At 67.1% G+C, this 15637-nt stretch carries 9 protein-coding genes; all 9 read right to left on the bottom strand.

The genetic code is table 11. The features are described from left to right. Positions 1 to 64: 64 nt before the first annotated feature. Positions 65 to 1858 (bottom strand): beta strand repeat-containing protein, encoded by a 1794-nt coding sequence (locus EV560_RS26225; RefSeq protein WP_248312217.1) that lies wholly within the window; start codon positions 1856 to 1858, stop codon positions 65 to 67. 743 nt (positions 1859 to 2601) lie between these two features. Beyond that, positions 2602 to 4554, bottom strand: coding sequence for a MacB family efflux pump subunit (locus tag EV560_RS26220; RefSeq protein ID WP_131858779.1), 1953 nt, complete (start codon positions 4552 to 4554; stop codon positions 2602 to 2604). 2 nt (positions 4555 to 4556) lie between these two features. After that, on the bottom strand, positions 4557 to 5762 hold the full coding sequence (locus EV560_RS26215; protein ID WP_131858778.1) for an efflux RND transporter periplasmic adaptor subunit: 1206 nt from the start codon (positions 5760 to 5762) through the stop codon (positions 4557 to 4559). Beyond that, positions 5759 to 7300 (bottom strand): efflux transporter outer membrane subunit, encoded by a 1542-nt coding sequence (locus tag EV560_RS26210; protein ID WP_248312216.1) that lies wholly within the window; start codon positions 7298 to 7300, stop codon positions 5759 to 5761. The genes EV560_RS26215 and EV560_RS26210 overlap by 4 nt, the downstream gene beginning before the upstream one ends. 143 nt (positions 7301 to 7443) lie before the next feature. Beyond that, positions 7444 to 9318: an ABC transporter ATP-binding protein gene (locus EV560_RS26205; protein ID WP_131858776.1), complete on the bottom strand. Its 1875-nt coding sequence runs from the start codon at positions 9316 to 9318 to the stop codon at positions 7444 to 7446. 35 nt (positions 9319 to 9353) lie between these two features. Continuing rightward, positions 9354 to 11093, bottom strand: a complete 1740-nt coding sequence (locus tag EV560_RS36735) for an ABC transporter ATP-binding protein/permease (RefSeq protein ID WP_207908122.1) — start codon at positions 11091 to 11093, stop codon at positions 9354 to 9356. Beyond that, positions 11090 to 11962, bottom strand: coding sequence for a ChaN family lipoprotein (locus tag EV560_RS36130; RefSeq protein WP_207908121.1), 873 nt, complete (start codon positions 11960 to 11962; stop codon positions 11090 to 11092). Before EV560_RS36130 ends, EV560_RS36735 begins: the two co-directional genes overlap by 4 nt. After that, positions 11955 to 12710, bottom strand: a complete 756-nt coding sequence (locus EV560_RS26195) for a ChuX/HutX family heme-like substrate-binding protein (protein ID WP_131858774.1) — start codon at positions 12708 to 12710, stop codon at positions 11955 to 11957. Before EV560_RS26195 ends, EV560_RS36130 begins: the two co-directional genes overlap by 8 nt. Positions 12711 to 12811: 101 nt before the next feature. After that, positions 12812 to 15061 (bottom strand): TonB-dependent hemoglobin/transferrin/lactoferrin family receptor, encoded by a 2250-nt coding sequence (locus EV560_RS26190; RefSeq protein WP_131858773.1) that lies wholly within the window; start codon positions 15059 to 15061, stop codon positions 12812 to 12814. Positions 15062 to 15637: the final 576 nt, after the last annotated feature.

The raw sequence follows: 15637 nt of genomic DNA, 5'->3' as shown, positions 1-15637 counted from the left end.
ACCACGCTCCGCCCAAAGCGAGGAAGAAAAGGCGGCGGGGATCGTCCCGCCGCCTCCCTGTCGATCACTTCTGCACGGTGACTGCCGTGTTCTTGTAGCCGAACTGGGCGGTGACCGAGGTGTTGGTCAGGCCCGCCGCCGAGACCTGCGAGGTGGTGGCATAGTTGCCGACACCGGCCTGGACGGTCGATTGCAGGTTCGCGCCGATCATCGGCTGAAGGCCGGTCGACTGCGCGGCGACCGCCTGGTTGTCGGCGCCGAGCTGGACGATCAGCGAGCCGTTGAGGCCGCCCGCGAGCGGGTTGGCGACCTGGCTGGTGAGCGCGTTGTTGCGCGCACCGGCCTGGATCGTCGCAGCGGCGTTCTGAGTGCCGCTGAGCGCGGCGCTGGTGTTGCTCTGCGACGTCAATGCGGCGTTGCGGTTACCGGCCTGCAGGGTCGCCTGGCCGTTCATGCCGTTGGTCTGGCCGACAACGGCGGAGTTGCCGACGCCGAACTGGCCGACGAACGAGTCGTTCGAGCCGGGAATGGCGAGAGCCGAACGCGCCCCGCTCTGCGAGGTCGAGGCGAAGTTCTCCTTGCCGACCTGCACCGTCAGCGCATTGTTGTCGACACCGTCCAGACCCGTGCCATAGGGCGAGGTGAACGTGCCGAACTTGCTGCCATTGAAGCCCAGCTCGGTCGATGGCGCGCGCGCGCCGCTGGCATCCTGCCCGGTCAATGCAATGTTGCCATTGCCGGCCTGGATCGTTGCCGCCGCGTTGGTGCCGCCCTCATAGGCTGCCTTGTAGCCCGGCCGGTTGACGGTGGTCGGAGAGCCGAACAGCAGAGGCGTGAAGGTGAACGGACCGCTTTCCGCCGCGGCGCCGGTCGTCTTCTGCGACGTGACCGAGCTGTTGCCATTGCCGGCCTGCAGCGTCAGCGCGTCGTTGGTGCCGGCGAGCGCGCTGGCGAGCTGACCGGTGGTCGAAGCGTTCCGGTTGCCGAACTGAAGCGTGCCCTGGCTGTTGTTGCCGCCGTCCTGGCCGACGACCGAGGCGTTCCGGTTGCCGAACTGGCCGGTGAACGAATCGTTCGAGGCGCCGCCGGTGGTGCGCTCGCCCGCCTGGCTGGTCAGCGCATAGTTGCGCGCGCCGAACTGCAGGACGGCCGAGTTGTTGTCGACCCCGGTCATGCCCTTGCCGCCATTGGCGTTCTGGCCGGTCAGCGCCACGTTGGCGGTGCCGCCCTGCAGGATGGCCGAGCGGTTATCGCCACCCTGGCCGCGCTGGCTCGGGCTGTTGCTGTCGTAGCCGGTCGAGGTCTGCGAGACCGTCGCGCTGTTGCGCGCACCAAACGAGGCGACCGTCGAGTTGTTGGTGCCGCCGCGCTTGTTGGTGGCCTGGCCGGTCAGGGCGTTGTTGCCGGCGCCGACCTGAAGCGTGTTCTGCGTGTTGTTGCCGCCGTCCTGGCCGACGACCGAGGCGTTGCGGGCGCCGAACTGAGCGGTGCCGGAGCGGTTCAGGCGATCGGCAGTGCTGACGCCCTTCTGGGACGTGGCCGCATAGTTGCGTGCGCCAACCTGCAGCGTGCCCTGGCGGTTGTTGCCGCCGGTCTGGCCGACCGCCGCACCATTGCGGACGCCGATCTGCACCACGCCGGATTCGTTGGTATTGTCGGTGCCGGCCCCCGACTGGGAGGTCACAGCCTGGTTGCGGGCTCCGAGCTGGACCGTGCCCTGACGGTTGTTGCCGCCGGTCTGTCCGACGAGAGCGTCGTTTTTAGCTCCAACTTGCCCGATGAATGACTCGTTGCTTGCCCCATAGGCGAGCGAAGTCGAGCTGGCGAGTGCCAGCATCAACGCGGTTACTCTTTTCACGGGGGGCTCCCCTGTTTTTCCAAGGTGGGGCAAGCGACCATTCGCCGCCCTCGCGCCCAGTTAATACATTGTTAATCTTTTCGGCAAGGAATTAATGAAGTCTTAATTAATGCGCTCGACTGGGAGCAGCGCGCGACGCGAGTAGCGACGATGAATGCGCAGCGATCGAAAGTGAAGCCAATCGCTCGAAGGATCTCCGAAATCCGAGATTGACTGTATCTGAACACCGCCCGGAAAATATTCATGTTTTCAACTGAGTTTATCTTGCGGTATCGGTCATTCGAGGTGTCATATGCGTCGAGTATCGTTCGATTTAAGAGAGGATCGCAACTTTCTATTGCCTCTGGCGGGCGGCGACCCGTGCTCATCTCACAGTTATTCTGTAGATCTGAAACCGGGAATACCACTACCCCATTTGGATAGTATCCTCTTTGGTACCCTGCTGACACCGTCGCTGGTCCACGGCAACTTGACGCCGCCTGCTCAAATCAGTCGCGAAGCCAGGGCTCGTCTCGCGCCATTCGGCCCCCTGGAACACTGGCGAAAAGGGCCGTTTCGCGGGGCATCACGGCCTGAACTGACAGCCATCGTCGAACGCTCGGCCCGAGGCGTGATGCCAAACGATCTCAGGCCTACGGACCCCAGAGCATTTTCGCGCGAAGTGGGCACCGGTTCGCGCGAAGAAAATGCGTTAAAACAAAGGGATAGAGCATTTTCGCGGTTCGGAGCAGCGCGGAAATGCTCTAGTCGCGCGCAAGCGCCGTAATGGGATCGAGCCGCGCGGCATTGCGGGCGGGCAGGAAGCCGAAAATGAGGCCGATCAGCGTCGAGCAGGCGATCGCCGCGACGAAGGCCTCGGTGGAATAGATGAAGCTGAGCTGCGAGCCGGAAAGCTCGAAGCCGAAGCCTACGGCGAGCGCGAGCGCCACGCCGAGCGCTCCGCCGATGAAGCAGACCAGCGAAGCCTCGATCAGGAATTGCTGGAGGATGTCGCTGCGCCTGGCGCCGACCGCCATGCGCAGGCCGATCTCGCTGGTGCGCTCGATCACCGACACCAGCATGATGTTCATGACGCCGATACCGCCGACCAGAAGGGAGATCACCGCGATCGAGGAGATCATCAGGGTCATGGTCGCGGTCGTGCTCGTGATGGTGTTGCGAATCTCGTCCTGGTTCAGGATGAAGAAGTCCTTGGTGCGGTGGCGGTGGGTCAGCAGCTCGGTCACCGCCTCCTGTGCCGCAGCCATCGGGGTCTCGTCATCGACGCGCAGCGTGATGCTGCGCAGGGAGAGGTCGCCGAGGAAGCGGCCCTGGACGGTGGTGTAGGGGAGGAAGACCTGCGGGTTCTGGCTGCCGCCGAAGCCGCCTTGCTGCTGTCGCACCACGCCGACGATCCGGCAGGGCACGGAGCCGATCAGGATGATGCTGCCGATCGGATTGGCGCCGGCCTGCGGGAACAGCACGCCTTGGGCGTTCTCGTCGATCACGACATCCTGCGCCAGACTGCGGACGTCGCGCGCATCGAAGAAGGAGCCGCGCGCCAGGACGCTGCCGCGCACGTCGAAATAGCGCTCGCTGACGCCGTTGACCTGGGCGTTCGCCTCGACGCTGCCCAGGCGGATCGTCGCGCTCGTCGTCACAGTCGGCGTGACGCTCGCGGCATAGGGTTGGCTGGCGAGAACCTGCGCATCGGGCACGGTGAGGGTGCGGACCCTGCCGGAGCGGAGATCGCCGAAGCCGGCGCCGGGGAAGATTTCCAGCGTGTTGGTGCCGAGGCCGGAGATGTTCGCCAGCACGCGCTGGCGCGCGCCCTCGCCGAGCGCGACGACGCTGACCACGGCGGCGATGCCGATGACGATGCCGAGCATGGTCAGCGTCGTCCGCAGCTTATGTGCCGCCATGGCGCGCAAGGCCATGCCGAAGGCCTCGCTGAGCCGGCCGCAGGCGGCGCGCAGGCGTCCTGACGGCGGCGGTACCGGCGAAGGCGGCGGCACTGCCTGTGAACTCGGAGCGGTACGGCGGTCGGAGATGATGCGGCCGTCACTCAGCTCGATGATGCGCTGCGCCCGGGCCGCGACGTTCATGTCGTGGGTGACGAGGATGACCGTGTGCCCCTCGCGGTTGAGCTCCTCGATCAGCGCCAGCATCTCCTCGCCGCTGCGGCGATCGAGCGCGCCGGTCGGTTCGTCGGCAAGCAGGACGCGCGCCCCGTTCATCAGGGCCCGCGCGACAGAGACGCGCTGCTGCTGGCCGCCGGACAGCTCGGAGGGGCGATGCGTCTTGCGGCTGCCGAGGCCGAGCCGGTCCAGCAACGTCGCCGCCCGGCTCTGGCGCGGCCCGGCGGGGATGCCGGCATAGATCGCCGGTACCTCGACATTGGCGAGCGCCGTTAACTCCGAGAGCAGGTGGTAGCGCTGGAAGACGAAGCCGAAATACTCGCGCCGGAGCCGCGCCAGTTCGTCGGGGTCGAGCTCGCGGGTGGGGCGGCCGTCGATCTCGTAGACGCCGCCGGTCGGCCGGTCGAGGCAGCCGATGATGTTCATCAGCGTCGACTTGCCGGAGCCGGACTGGCCGACGATCGCCACCATCTCGCCGGCCTCTATGATGAGTTCGGCGCCGTCCAGCGCCGCGACCGTGGCCTCGCCGCTGCCGAAATCGCGCCGGACGCCGGTCAGGCGAATGAGGGGCACGCCCATGCTCAGAACCCGAAGGGCGAGCGGCGGGCTCGCGCAGGGCGCGTCGCGTCGGGGCCGCCGGAATTGCGGGTGGTGACGACGCGTTCGCCCGCCTTCAGCCCGGAGCTGATCTCCGCCACGATCTTGTTGTCGAGCCCGACGGTGACCTTGCGCGGCGCGGGCCTGCCCTCCTCGCCGAGGACGTCGACGAAGGCATTCTCGCCGCGGCGGCGGATCGCGGTCGAGGGCACGGTAACGACGGCGCGCGCGCGGCCGACGACGACGGTGACCTGCGCGGTCATCGAAGTCAGCAGGCGCCCGTCCGGATTGGGCACCTCGAAAAGCGCATTGTAGTAGACCGCCGTCGTCGTGGCGGCGCTGCTGCTGTTGCTCGCCAGCGAGGACGAGCTGGCATTCTGCGTCTTCAGCGTATCGGGGGCGGGCTCGACGAAGGAGATCTTGCCGGGGAAGCGCTGGTCCGGCGCGCCGAGCACGCTGAAATAGACCTCCTGGCCGGGCTTCACCCGCAGCACGTCGGCTTCGGAGATCTTGGCCTTGATCGTCATGGTCGAGACATCGCCGAGCACGACGATGGTGGGCGCCGACTGCACCGCGTTCACCGTCTGGCCCTCCAGCGTGACGATGGCGAGCACTGTGCCGGCGCTGGGCGCGGTGATGCGGGTGTAGCCGAGATTGGCGCGCGCGGTCTCGACCTTGACCTGACCGGAGACGATCTGCGCATCGAGCGCCTCGATCTGCGCGCGCGTGGTGCGCACGGTCATCTCGGCATTCTCGTAGGCGTCCCGGGAGACGGCGTTCTGGCCGACCATCTGCTTCTGGCGGGCGAGCACCGACTCGGCATAGGCCAGGCTGGCGCGGCGCTCGTCGCGCTGGGCCTGCAGCGCGGCGAGATCGGCCTCGGCCGAGCGCAGGGCGTTCTGCTGGGTGACGCCGTCGATCTCGGCGATCAGATCGCCCGCCGCGACGTTCTGGCCGAGCTTGACTTTCAGCGAGATCAGCCGGCCCGAGACCTGCGCGCCGACGCTGACCTGGCGAACCGGCTCCAGCGCGCCCGAGGCGAGCACTGCCTCCTCGACATCGCCGATCACGGCCTCCACGCTCGGGAGGCTGATGGTTTCCGTTTTGGCTGCCTGGCGCGACTGCCAGAGATAGAAGCCGCCGGCGGCCGCGACGATCAGGATGGGGAGAACAAGGCGGCGCAGCCTCATGGTTGCGGCTCCTCGATCGGGATGATGCGCAGGCGCGGGCCGGTCTGGCCGTCGATGACGGCTGGAGTGGAGACATCGACAGGCTTGAGCCAGCCGCCGCCCAGCGCCTTGTTCAGTGCAATGAACTGCGTGGCGAGCGCGACGCGGCTCTGGATCTGGGCTTCCTGCGAGCTGTAGAGCGAGCGCTCCGAGTCAAGCACGTCGAGAAAGCTCGCATTGCCGGACGTGTAGAGCGCGCGCGAGAGCCTGGCGGCCTCGGCATTGGCGGCGGCGGCTTCCGAGAGGCGTGCCAGGCGAAGCTTCTCCTGCCGCAGCCCGACGAGCCCGTCCTCGACATCCTGCAGCGCGGTCAGGACCGCGAGCCGCAAGGTCGCGTCGGACTGGTCGCGCCGGGCGCGGGCGGCGTCGACCGCAGCGGCGAGCTCGCCGCCATTGAAGATCGGCACGCTCAGGCTCGGGCCGATCGACCAGCCGATCGCACTGTTCTTGGCGAGGTCGCCGAGTTTCAGCGCCGAGGTCGAGATGCTGCCGGTCAGCGAGACCGAGGGGTAGCGTGCAGCCTCCGCCTGGCCGATCCGGGCCGTCGCCTGGGCGAGCAGCCGCTCGGCGGCGCGCACGTCCGGCCGGCGGCGCAGCACGTCGGCGGGAATGCCGGCGCGCGGCGGGGCCGGAGGCGAGGGGACCGCCGCCCCCGGCTTGAGCGGAGGCACCATGGCAGCGGGCGGCCGGCCGGTGAGCACGGCGAGGCGATGCTGGCTCTGGGCGAGCGCAGTTTCCAGCGCAGGGATCTGCGCCTCGGTGCTGGCCGCCTGAGCCGTGGCCCGGTTGGTATCGATGGCGGAAATGTCGCCGGCCTGGAAGCGCGTGCGCGTCAGGGCTTCCGTCTCGCGTTGCGTTCTGGCGGTGCTGCGGGCGAGAACGATCCTGGCCTGCAGGCCGCGCGCCTCGACATAGGTCGAGGCGACGTCGCCGATCAGCGTCAGCATGACGCCGTCGAGATCGTCGAAGGCGGCATCGGTGCCATAGGTCGCGGCCTCGACGGCCCGGTCCTGCGCACCGAAGAGATCGATCTCCCAGGACGAGTCGAAGCCGGCGCGGAAGCTGTTGCGTGTCACGCCGGCTACGCGCGAGCGCGTGCCCGAGGCCCCGGCATCGACCTGCGGGAAGAGCGCGCCGACGGCCTGCTCGCGCGCGGCGCGGGCTTCGCGGATACGCGCCTTGGCCTGGGCGACCTCGAGATTGCCCGCGATTGCCGTCTCCACCAGCGCATTCAGCTGGGGATCGCGGAAACCGCGCCACCATTCCGATGGCCGCGGCGCCTTGGCGTTCGCGCCAGCCGAGTTCCAGCTCTCCGGGAGCTGCATGACAGGCGGCGTGTAGTCGGGGCCGACGGCGCAGGCCGAGAGGGACAGGGCAAGCAACAGGCTGAGCCCGGCGCGGGCCTGCTTCCGCCGGGTGAGAAAACGCCCGAGCGTCACCTGCACATCGCGGCGATAGGCGCTGGAGCGCTGGCTGTCGGCGCGGTGACGAGCAGGCACGGCAAAGTCCAGATTGGAATGCTTCGACATCTGAAGTCGTCGCGGGCGGCATGCCTATCGAAACGGCCGTTGCAGGGCAAGGCGCCGCACTGCCGCGCCCGGACGCGGCCGAGGCGGTGTTGCCTGTCGCGAGGCGTGCCGGCTCAGGCCGGCTCGCTCTGATACCCGGCAGCCTGCAGCTCGAAGAGCTCGGCATAGCGCCCTGCGCGGGCCATCAGCTCGGCATGGCTACCGCTTTCAAGGATCTGCCCGCCCTCGAGGACGAGGATGCGGTCGGCCATGCGCACGGTCGAGAAGCGATGCGAGATCAGCAGCGTGGTCGTCTTTTCGCCGAGATGGCGGAAGCGCTCGAAGATCTCGGCCTCGGCGCGGGCGTCGAGCGCTGCCGTCGGCTCGTCGAGGATCAGGATCCCGGCATTGCGGAAATAGGCGCGGGAGATCGCCAGCTTCTGCCATTGGCCGCCGGAGAGATCGAGCCCGCCCATGAACGAGAGGCCGAGCATCTGCTCGTAGCCGCCGGGCAGGCTGGCGATGAGCGCGTCGGCCTGGCTCTTTTGCGCCGCCGCGACGATGCCGGCCCGGTCGGCGATATCGGCGACGCGGCCGATCCCGATATTGTCGGAGGTGGTGAGGTTGTAGCGCACGAAATCCTGGAAGATCGCGCCGACATGCTCGCGGAGTTCGGCGAGGTCGATCTCGCGCAGGTCGAGCCCGTCGACCAGGATGCGACCCTCGTCGGGTTCGTAGAGGCGGGTCAGCAGCTTGACGATCGTCGTCTTGCCGGCGCCGTTCTCGCCGACGAGCGCCAGCGTCTCCCCGGCCGGGAGGGAAAAGCTGAGATTGCGCAGGGCCCAGCGCTCCGTGCCCGGGTAGCGGAAGCCGACATTCTCGAAGACCACGCCTTCGCGCAGCGGAGCGGGAAAGGGGCGCGGGCTCGCCGGCGGCGCCAGCGCCGAGCGCATGTCCATGAAGGCGTATAAGTCGTTGAGATACTGCGTCTGCGAGGCGATCTGGGTCAGCCCGAGCACCAGCCCCTCGAACAGGCCGTTGAGCCGCATCAGTGAGCCGGCGAGGAAGGTCAAGTCGCCAATGCTGATCGCTCCGGTCAACGCCCGCCAGGCGATCACGGCATAGGCGCCATAATAGGCGAGCGAGCCGACGGCTCCCGACGCGCTGCTCCAGATCGCACGGCGGGTCGCGATCCGGCGGTGCGTCGTCACGATCCGCGTGGCGACCTCGGCCAGGCGTTCCGCGACATAATTGCCGAGGTCGAAAAGCTTGACCTCTTTGGCGGCGGAGGCGGTCGTGCCGACCTGCTGGAAATAGTTCAGCCGCCTGCGCTCGGGGCTCAGCGCCAACGCCGCCTCGTATTGCCGCGCATTGAAATGGGCTTCGACCAGGAAGGTCGGCAGCAACGCGGCGAGCAGAAGCAGGACGAGCCAGGGCGCGAACGCGATCAGGCCACCGAGCAGCGCGAGCAGGGTGACCGCGCTCTGCATCTGGTTCAGCAGCGTGGCGAGAAGCTGGTTGCCCAGCATCGTCGCGGCATTGGCCCGCTGCAGCTTGTCCTGCGCGGTGCTGCTCTCGATGTCCTTGAGGTCGAGCCGGGCGGCCTGCCTGACAAGCTCGACGCCGAGGGCGTGGCCGTGCCGCTCGGCGAGCAGGCTTTCCGCGAGGGTGCCGAGGCGCGTGAGCGCATTGCCGCCGGCGACGAGCAGGAACTCGACGAAGATCCAGCCGGCGAGCGCCGAAGCCCTGCCGCTATCGACCCAATCCGACAGGTTCGGTCCCGGCGCTGGACTCTGTGTCTGGAGCACGATCTCGTCGATGATCAGCTTGCCGACGAACAGCATCGCCGGCGGTTGCAGCGCGCGCAGCAGCCGGACCAGCGCGATGGTGCTGGCGAGCTTCGGGCCTGCCCGCCATAGCGAGCGCAACAGGCGCGGGACATTCGCCCAGCCCGTGAGACGGCGGTGCAGCCCGGCGCGAAGGCCGGCCAGGGTCGGGATGCGGATCATGGCTGCCGATGACGGAGAATCGCGCCGATAGCCGCTCAGCCTAGCCGCTCGGACAGGGGCAGGATATCGCCCGATAGCGGTTCCGGCCGGGACGCACGCACGAGGTCGATCTTGCGGACCCCGTCGATGCCGCGCGGGGCGCGATGGGCGATGAACACCAGCGTCGCCTGCGGCAGGGCGCGCCGCAATGCCGTCAGGACCTGCTCCTCGGCATCGAGGTCGAGCGCACTCGTCGCCTCGTCGAGCACCAGCCAGTCCGGCTTCTGAAGGAGCGCGCGTGCCAGGGCGAAGCGCTGGCGCTCGCCGCCGGAGAGGCCGCGCCTGAGATCGGCCCAGGCTGCCGCGTCGAGCTCCCACATGGCCTCGAGCCCGACCGTCGCGAGGGCAGCGCGCAGTTCCGTGTCCGCGAAGGCCTCCGGCGCTTGCGGATAGGCCAGCGCGCCGCGCAGGCCGCCGAGCGGCAGATAGGGCTGCTGCGGCGTGACGAGAAGGCGTCCGTGCGGGCGTTCGATCACGCCTTCGCCATGACCCCACAGCCCGGCGACAGCCTTTGCGAGCGTGCTTTTGCCGTGGCCGGACGGAGCCGCGAGCCAGTAGCTGTGTCCCGGCTCCAGCGCGACGTCGGGCAGCGGGGCGAGGCTGCGTCCTGCGGGTGTGGCGAGGACGACATCGCGCAGGTGCAGGCCGCCGCTGGGGGAGGGGGCCAGTACCGGGCGCGGCGCGGGCGTTGCAGCGGCATCGGCAGCCTCGATGAAATGCGCAAGGCGACTCGCGGCTGCGGCGAGCTCGGTCAGGTCGCGATAGGAGAAGATGAACCAGGACAGCGTCGTCACGACGTTCTGGAACGCGGAGCCGATCTGCATCAACCCTCCGAAGGTCACCCGCCCGGCGAGATAGGCCGGCAGCGCCAGGAACAGCGGGATGCGCAGGACTGTCTGGAAATAGGGCCGGGTGAAGCAGCCGAGGATCAGCTCGCGATTGGCGAGGCTGCGCCAGTTGCTCGCGATCGCCTGGAAGCGCTCGCGGAACAGGCGGCGCTCGGCCGGCTCGCCATCGGCCAGCGCGACGGCCTCGACATGCTCGCGCAGCCGCGTCAGCGCAAAGCGGAAATCGGCCTCGCGGCGCTGCTGCTCGACGGTGAGTGCCTTGAGGGGCCGGCCGAAGGCATGGGTGACGCCGGTCGCGACGGCGACATAGAACGGCGCGGCCCAGACCATGTAGCGGGGTATCTCGACCGCCTGGCCGAACAGGCTGAAGGAGAGCGGAAAGGTCGAGAGCGACCACAGGATCGCGACATAGGACATGAGCGCGACGATATTGGTGACCAGCTCGATCGCCTCCACCGTGAGCTTCTCGACGAAGATGCGGCAATCCTCGGCGATGCGCTGGTCGGGATTGTCGAGCCCGTGATCCGTGCGCTCGCGCAGGTGCCAATAGGCCTTGCCGGCAAGCCAGCGGTCGAGGACCGCCTCGGTGAGGGTCCGCCGCCAGCGGATCTGCAGCATCTTGCGCAAATAGGCGCCGGTCAGGAAGAGCGTGACGCTGATCGCGATCAGGCCGAAGAAGATCGCAATCTGCCGGAGTGTCGCGTCGACGTCGAGCTTCTGCAGCGCGTTGTAGAAATCCGCGGTCCAGGAAATCAGCCGGACCGTGACCTGCACGCCCGCGAGACCGAGCGCGAAGACGAGCACGAAATAGACAGCGCCGAGTTTGCCGCCCGGGCCTGCGATGCAGAGCCGCGTCAGCGTCCGGATGCGCGCGAGGACCTGGCTCACGATGTGGCTCGCGGCAGGCTTCGCCGAGGTTGCGGCGGCTCGGGCGTGTCGAGGCGGAACACGGCATCGGCGATGCCGGCGAGCGACGCGGGCTCGTGTCCGGCTCGATCCGTGGGCAGGAGCACGGCGGCGTCGGCGATGCCGAGATCGCGAAGCTGATGGGGCGTGCCATGGCCGTATTCGAGATGGCCGCGCCCGATGATGCCGATGACGATCGGATCGTCCTTCGCCTCGGCGAGATGCTCGGCGATCCGGCAGGCGAAGGCACGGTCCCAGCACTGCTGGGCGCGGACGAAGCGATCGGAGACCGGCTGGCGCTCTTCTCCTGCGACGCTCGACATCAGCGAGGTGAGATATCGCCGATAGGCCTCGGTCGCCGGCGCAGCCGGCGTCACGCCGTCGCGTTCCTCGACCGGGATCGCCTCCCAGCCGATCTGGCCGACGCGCGTGACGAGCGGCCGCTCGCAATTCAGCGCGAGCATCTTCACCCGCTGCTGGCGGCAGAAATGGAAGAGCGGCAGGTAGAGTTCGGGGTCGAAACCCCAGACCTGTGCCCATTCGCTGCGCTCGATGAAATCGGCCGTATCCATCGCGCCCTCGACCCAGGCGTCGAGGACGGCCTGGACGCGGCGCGGGAACATCTCGAACCCAACCGCCAGCGCCGGGCGCAGCATGTGCAGGAAAGCCGTGACGTGGAGCTGCCAGCGATGGATCTCGGCGACGTCATGTGTCTCGCCGAGCAACACCACGCGCCTTTGCGCCATGGCGCGCATCAGCTCGCCTTGCGGCAGCGCCTGGCCGGACTGCGGGCAAAGCCAGGTCGCGCGTGCATGCGCCAGGTTATCCCGCTCGGGCACGAGCTCAGCCATCGGCCGGGCCGACCTTCGGCACATTGGCGAAGGCCGCTGCGGGACCACGCAGGATAAGGCCGGTTTCCTGCCCCTCCGCATCCAGCCCGTGCAACGCGATGCCGCCCGCCGTCTCGCGGCGCAGCCAGCCGGCAAGCGCGCCAGCCTTCAGATGCAGGTGGAAGTCCGGCTGCATGATGTTGACGAAGCCCATGGCGGGCTTGGGCTCGGGCAGCGCTCCGGACCAGTGCTGGAACAGGCCGGGGCGCTCGACATCGATCGCGATCGCCTCGCCACTGGCGAGGATCGCGGCGAAGCTGAGTGCGCCAAGATCATCCTCCGGCACATCCTGGCTGCCGCCGCCGCGCTCACGCTCGACCGGTTCCAGCGCCTCGCCCGCGCCGAAGGAGGCCAGCGCCTTGTCGAACGGCTCCAGGCCGTCGAGCCCGATCAGGCTGAACAGCACCTCGCCATGCACGTCCTGGCATTCGAGACGCGGCAGCACGCGCTCGCGCATCGTGCTGGTGCGGTCGGCGACGAGACGCGCGACCGTGGCGAGATCGATGCGGCTGTCGTGAAAGGCGCCGGACAGACGGGCCTCGGCGCCCTCGATCGTGACGGCCTCGACGAGGCCCATGCGCTCATGCGTCGCGCCGCCCGAGCGGGTGCTCAGCATGACGCGGCCCATGGCGGGCAGGCTCGGCAGGATATCGGCAGGGCTTTGCCTGAGGCGCTCGCGCGGATTGGTCATTTCGGTCATTTCGGTCATCTCGGTTTTCGAAAAGGGGCAGGCGACGCGCCGGGGTCTCGAACCGGAGCGTCGCCCGTCGCGGCCGCAGCAGCAATTGCACGGCCGCGTGACGGCAAGGGTCAGAATTCCGCGGTCGCGGCGAGCTTGAAGGTGCGGCCCGGCGCGGTCTGCAATTCGAGCGGATTGGTGCCGGCCACGGCGATCGTATCCGGCACCCTGTTGTAGGTCGGGCTGACCAGATCGGCGAAGTAGCGCCTGTCGAAAATGTTCTCGACGCCGGCGCGCAGGGTGATGAAGGAAGCCGGCTTCCAGTTCAGGTAGGCATCGAAGACCGAATAGCCGCCCGGCTTGAAGATCGCCGGCGAGCTCGCCCGCGTGGCGCCGGCCGCAAGGGTGCTGATCACTTCGGCTTCCAGCCCGTATTCCGGCATCTGGTACTTGAGCCCGGTCACGACCTTCAGCGGGCTGACATTATAGGGCGTCACCGGTGCGCCCTGCACGACACGCTGCTTGCCGTACTGATAGCTGAACGCGAAGTTCGCGAGCCAGCGCTCGTGGAAGCGCCATTCCGCCGAGGCCTCGATACCGGAGATCTGCACCCGCGCCAGGTTGCGCGAGGTGATATCTGTCGTGCCGGGGACCTCGAAGAGTTCCTGGATGAAGTCCTTGTAGTTGGCATGGAAGGCGCCGATCGAGAACCAGCCATCGGCGAACCTGCCGCGGAAGCCGGCCTCGTAGGAATTCACTTTCTCGGGCTTCAGATCGGGATTCGGAATCAGGTTCTGCGTACCGAAGGGGAGGGAGGTGTAGAGCTGCTGCGCCGTCGGCATCTTGAAGCCCTCGGCATAGCGGGCATAGACCGAATAGGTCTCGTCCAGCTTGAAGATGGTGCCGATCTGCGGAATGAGCCGGTGGGCGTCGAGCTCACGCGGTTCCTTGCCCCGGACGAAGACATAGCCAGGGCCCGGGCGCGGATCGATATTGTAATTGGCATAGCGCAGGCCCGGCGTGATCGTCCAACGGCCGCCGAGCAGCTCGATCTCGTCCTGCAGGTAGAAATCGTAGCGGGAGGTGGTCGAATTGGCGAAGTTGAAGCCGCCGGCAATCGCGGTGGTGGTGACGCCTGTGGCGAGGTTCTTCACATCGTCGCGGCGCTCGTAATCGGTGCGGGTGACGTCGCCCTGGAAACCGTAGGTCAGGCGGTGGAAGCTCGAGCCGAGCCCGAAGCTCGATTTGGCCTGGATGTCGAGCTGCGAGAACTTCTCGGAATAGTCGAGCAGGCCGCGGGTGAAGCGCTGCTGGCCATTGGCAAGCGTCTGCAGGTTGTTGGTGATGAAGGTGCGTTCCTGCGGCGAGAACGAGGCCTGCCAGCGCAGCGAGTCGAGGAAACTCGCGCCGACAGTCCAGTCGTGCTCGATGGCATAGCGCTGGCGCGTTTTCTGCTGGTCTCGGATGTTCGGGCCGTTGCGGATGCCCGAGCTGACGACATTGAAATTATAAAGCTGATTCACCGTCGAAGCGCTGTCGAAATACTCGCCGGTGAGCTTGATCGTATGGTCGCTGTTAGGCTGGAAGACGAGCTTGCCGAACGTGTTCCAGACCGTGGTGTCGAGTGGGTTGAGCAGGTTGCAGGGCAGGAAGCGCTGCGCCGGGACCGGGCAGCCCCAGCGTCCGCCATCGGCCCGCGCCCGGCCGAGCTTCGCTTCCTGCGCCGTCTTCTGGCTGACGCCGAAGATCGCTTCCAGCGTGGGCGTGAGCCTGAAGGCGGCAATGCCGGTCTTCACGAAGGAGCGATCGAGGCTGTCATAGCCGGTGTTGAGACGCACCGCGTAAGGTTTATCCTTGCCCTTGAGCAGGTCTTGCGGGTCGAGCGTGCGGTAGGCGATGATGCCGCCCAACGCATCGGCGCCCCAGAGCACCGAGCCCGGCCCTCGGACGATCTCGACACTCCTGATGAAGGGCAGATCGACGAAGTCACGATTGCCGTCGGTGATGCGCTCGATGACGCGGGAGCCGTCGACCTGCATCTGCACGCGGTTGCCGCCGACGCCGCGAATGGTGAAGCCGCCATAATTGCCAAACGGATCCGTACCGCTGGTGATGCGGTTGACGCTGACGCCCGGCTCGTAGCGGACAAGATCCTGCGTGTCGCGGATCATCCGCTCGTCCAGTTCCTGCCGTGAGATGACGCTCACCACGCCGGGCACGTCGAGCACCTGCTTCTCGGTGCGCGTGGCCGTGACCGTGATCTGGTCGAGCGAGATCGGCTGCTCAGTCGAGCGCCCGTCGCCCGGCTGTGCCTGAGCGTTCGCCAGTGCTGTCGATGATAGCAGCGCCAGGAGAGTAAGTAGTTTTGAATTATTATTCATAACCGAGCCCCGAATTTATGCGTAGATGCTCTAATGCATCTGCGAATAGATTCGCAACATCAATAATACATGAGCTATACTTCAAAACTAAACGAAATACGAACTAGAAATACATTGAACTAATTCGAGTCAGGCCGCGGCAAGCTGCCTGACCCCGCCGATGCGATAGGAGTTGCGCTGCTCGATCGAGGCGCGGGGACGACTGTGCTGAGGCTAGAGCATTTTCGAGCGAAGTGGGTACCGGTTCGCGTAAAGAAAATGTGTCAAAACAAAGAGATAGAGCATTTCAGCGATTCGGAGAAACGCGGAAATGCTCTGGACACGGCCAAGCCTGGGTAGCAGGGCCTTCTCGGTTACAGGGCTCAGCCTTCAGCCAGCTCACGTCAGAAGCCACAATCTCGTGGCTGCCGAATGTCCGGTTCCGGGCAAGCCTTAACGTCCGCAATTGGCCCATCTTGTCCGGATGGGGCGACCGTAGTCGTGGCGCTTTCGAGCAGCCCGAGGATGGCTGCTCGATCGTGATGGACACCGGCGAAAGCTCTGGATGTTCAAGCCAAAACGGCTTCCTGACGGAAC

This window comes from Allobosea sp. BK604, assembly GCF_004341515.1.
Classification (GTDB): Bacteria; Pseudomonadota; Alphaproteobacteria; order Rhizobiales; family Beijerinckiaceae; genus Allobosea.
The sequence above is the reverse complement of the archived record's forward strand: the minus strand, read 5'-3'. Positions and strand labels throughout refer to the sequence as shown.

Bases quoted from the DNA above. Each gene is read 5' to 3' on its own strand.
- EV560_RS36130 (WP_207908121.1), bottom strand. From the start codon at position 11,962: ATGGCTGAGCTCGTGCCCGAGCGGGATAACCTGGCGCATGCACGCGCG.
- EV560_RS26220 (WP_131858779.1), bottom strand. From the start codon at position 4,554: ATGGGCGTGCCCCTCATTCGCCTGACCGGCGTCCGGCGCGATTTCGGC.
- EV560_RS26215 (WP_131858778.1), bottom strand. From the start codon at position 5,762: ATGAGGCTGCGCCGCCTTGTTCTCCCCATCCTGATCGTCGCGGCCGCC.
- EV560_RS26205 (WP_131858776.1), bottom strand. From the start codon at position 9,318: ATGATCCGCATCCCGACCCTGGCCGGCCTTCGCGCCGGGCTGCACCGC.
- EV560_RS26195 (WP_131858774.1), bottom strand. From the start codon at position 12,710: ATGACCGAAATGACCGAAATGACCAATCCGCGCGAGCGCCTCAGGCAA.
- EV560_RS26190 (WP_131858773.1), bottom strand. From the start codon at position 15,061: ATGAATAATAATTCAAAACTACTTACTCTCCTGGCGCTGCTATCATCG.